The sequence below is a fragment of the Streptomyces sp. JW3 genome (assembly GCF_052216785.1).
Classification (GTDB): Bacteria; Actinomycetota; Actinomycetes; order Streptomycetales; family Streptomycetaceae; genus Streptomyces.
This window is the reverse complement of record NZ_JBQOUX010000217.1, coordinates 1-2,448: the sequence shown is the minus strand read 5'-3', so window position 1 is coordinate 2,448 and position 2,448 is coordinate 1. Positions and strand designations below refer to the sequence as shown.

At 73.8% G+C, this 2,448-nt stretch carries 2 protein-coding genes, 1 tRNA gene and 1 pseudogene; 1 reads left to right on the top strand and 3 read right to left on the bottom strand.

All coding sequences use genetic code 11. The features are described 5' to 3' along the window. Nucleotides 1-384 precede the first annotated feature (384 nt). Nucleotides 385-1,161, bottom strand: a complete 777-nt coding sequence (cobF, locus tag ACTT8P_RS38085; RefSeq protein WP_442836369.1) for a precorrin-6A synthase (deacetylating) — start codon at nt 1,159-1,161, stop codon at nt 385-387. Between the two features lie 47 nt (nt 1,162-1,208). Next, nucleotides 1,209-1,709 (bottom strand): DUF309 domain-containing protein, encoded by a 501-nt coding sequence (locus ACTT8P_RS38080; RefSeq protein WP_442836368.1) that lies wholly within the window; start codon nt 1,707-1,709, stop codon nt 1,209-1,211. 100 nt (nt 1,710-1,809) lie between these two features. Between ACTT8P_RS38080 and ACTT8P_RS38075 the strand changes: the two genes are divergently transcribed. Then, nucleotides 1,810-1,883: transfer RNA gene (locus ACTT8P_RS38075), tRNA-Pro, on the top strand. 150 nt (nt 1,884-2,033) lie between these two features. Here ACTT8P_RS38075 and ACTT8P_RS38070 read toward each other — a convergent pair. Beyond that, a pseudogene (locus ACTT8P_RS38070) lies at nt 2,034-2,370 on the bottom strand (site-specific integrase); the annotation flags it as partial. Nucleotides 2,371-2,448 lie beyond the last annotated feature (78 nt).

Genomic DNA, 2,448 nt, shown 5'->3' with positions numbered 1-2,448 from the left:
GGGCGGTGCCGACGATCGTCTGGTCCAGGGCGGCGAGCAGCATGCCCAGCACGATGGTGGCGAAGACGACGTTGCGCCGCCGCCGGTCCAGTACCGGCGGCTGGGCGGCGGCGGTCGGTGGCGTTTCCTGGGCGACTGTCACCCGGCCACGATCACATCGGAGACCGGGCCACGCATGCGGTGCCGGTCCGGCCGAGTGGCCCCAGGGGGCTTCTGATGGATCTCCGCGGCGTCGCGACGCCCGGCACGCACTCTCGCCGCACGGCGCGCAGGGCCAGGTGGCTCCGCCACATGACCCTCCGCACCGCACTCCCCCAGAGGGGGGACCCCCAGAGCACGCACCGAACGCCGCTCCTTCCTCCACGGAGATCCATCAGAAGCCCCCTACCGGTCGCCGGGCGCGCGGCGCAGCAGATAGGTGTCCATGATCCAGCCCTTGCGCTCCCGCGCCTCGGCGCGCAGCCGCTCGATCCGCGGCGCCGCCTCGGCGATCGGCCCGGAGTCGAGGATCTCGTCCGGCGTACCGAGGTAGGCACCCCAGTAGATGTCGACGTCCTGGTCCGCGTACCCGCGAAACGCCTGCCGGGCGTCCAGCATCACCACCACGTCGTCCACCCCGGCAGGGAAACCCTCCTCCGCGAGCCGCCGCCCGGTGGTGATCTGCACCGGCCGGGCCACCCGGTTCAGCCCGGTGCGGTGCCGGGCGGCCAGCGCGGACACACTGCTGATCCCGGGCACCACGTCGTACTCGAAGGCCACCGAGCCGCGCTCCAGGATCTCCTCCAGGATGCCCAGCGTGCTGTCGTACAGCGCCGGATCACCCCATACCAGGAACGCGCCGCTCTCGTCCGCGCCCAGCTCCTCGGCGATCAGCCGTTCGTAGATCCCGGCGCGGGCGCTGCGCCAGTCCCCGACGGCGGGGGAGTAGGCACCGGTGCCCGCCGTCCGGTCCCGCTCCGGATCCCGCGCCTCGACGACCCGGTACGTCCCCTCCGGCACATGCGTCCGCAGGATGTCCCGGCGCAGCCCCGTGAGGTCCGCCTTCACCTCGCCCTTGTCCAGGACGAAGAACACGTCCGTGCCGCGCAGCGCGTCGACCGCCTGAAGGGTCAGCTGCCGCGGGTCGCCCGCGCCGATACCGATGACATGAATCTTCCGCACGCCCCGAGTCTGCCGTACCGCGCGGACGGCACCGACGCCGGGCGGCGTCAGCCGCGCAGCCGGGGCGCCCGCGCCGCCGCGTCCACCGCCGCGCCGCCGCGCTCCACGTCGTCGGCCAGCTCCCGCGCCCACCCGGCGACCGCGCCGAGATCCATCCCGTACGGCCGCGGCCGGCCGTCGCCCGCCGCCCACGCCCGCACCGCGCCGGCGCCACGCCGCAGCAGCCGGGGCCCACCGGTGAGGTTCCCCCGGGCCGCGTGCGTCAGCCCCACCGCCAGCTGCGCCAGCCCCCGCCACAGCTCCCGCTCCGCGTCCGGACCCGACTTCCAGGCGTCCTCGAACACCTCGTGCGCGTGGAACGGCTTGCCCTCGTCCAGCAGCCGCTGCGCCTCGGCCACCGTCTCCTGGGGCGGCCGCACCACGCCCTCGGGCTGCCGGGGCACTCCGTCCGTGCCGTACGGCAGGGGCCGGCCGAGCCCGTCCCGCGGCCGGGCGCTGCGCGCCCGCCCCTCGTCGTCCCGGTCCCGGCCCGCCGCTGTGCTGTCCATGCCCCGATTGTGCCGCGCCGCCGCCCTTTTTCGCCCGCCCCGGGGTGTGCGGTAAGGTACTGACCGCGTGATCGCACGGCCCCGCCGTGCCGGACCGCATCGGGACGTGGCGCAGCTTGGTAGCGCACTTGACTGGGGGTCAAGGGGTCGCAGGTTCAAATCCTGTCGTCCCGACTGGAGACAGTCGCGGGTCAGGGCCGGTTTCGGAGAAATCCGAAACCGGCCCTTGATTATTCTCGGGGACCAGGCGGGGACCAATTGGGGACCAGCGGGGGTCCTGGTGCCCTTGACCGGGTCAGCGGGTCATGACGGTCGGGTTGGGAAGCGGGCGTGTTCGTAGCCGAGTCCGAGGACGACGTCGTCCCAGTGGGTGGCGTCGCGCCAGGACGGCGGTGGAGATGCGTCCGCCGCGCGGGCCGGTGAACAGGCGGGCGTCGGGGTTCGGGGCCCGTGGACAGGAGGCGCTGGGCGACGAGGGGGCGGAACTCCTCGATGACGGGGACTGCGCGGGCGCGTTTGCTCTTGGTGCCTAGTCGGTCAGTCCGCCGGGGGCGGGGGCGGTCTGGCGTTGGACGGTCCAGATCCATCGGGCGGTGTCGATGTCGCCGACGCGGTATCCGGAGACCTCGCCGATCCGGGTGGCGGTGCACGCGGCGAAGAGGTGAGCTGCGCAAACGAGCGGTCCGCATGGTCGCCGAGGTCCGCGGTGACTATCCGAACGAGTCAGCCGCCGTGAGGG

What these genes read in the sequence shown, in the direction of transcription:
- ACTT8P_RS38080 (WP_442836368.1), bottom strand. Translation starts at nt 1,709, where the DNA reads ATGGACAGCACAGCGGCGGGCCGGGACCGGGACGACGAGGGGCGGGCG.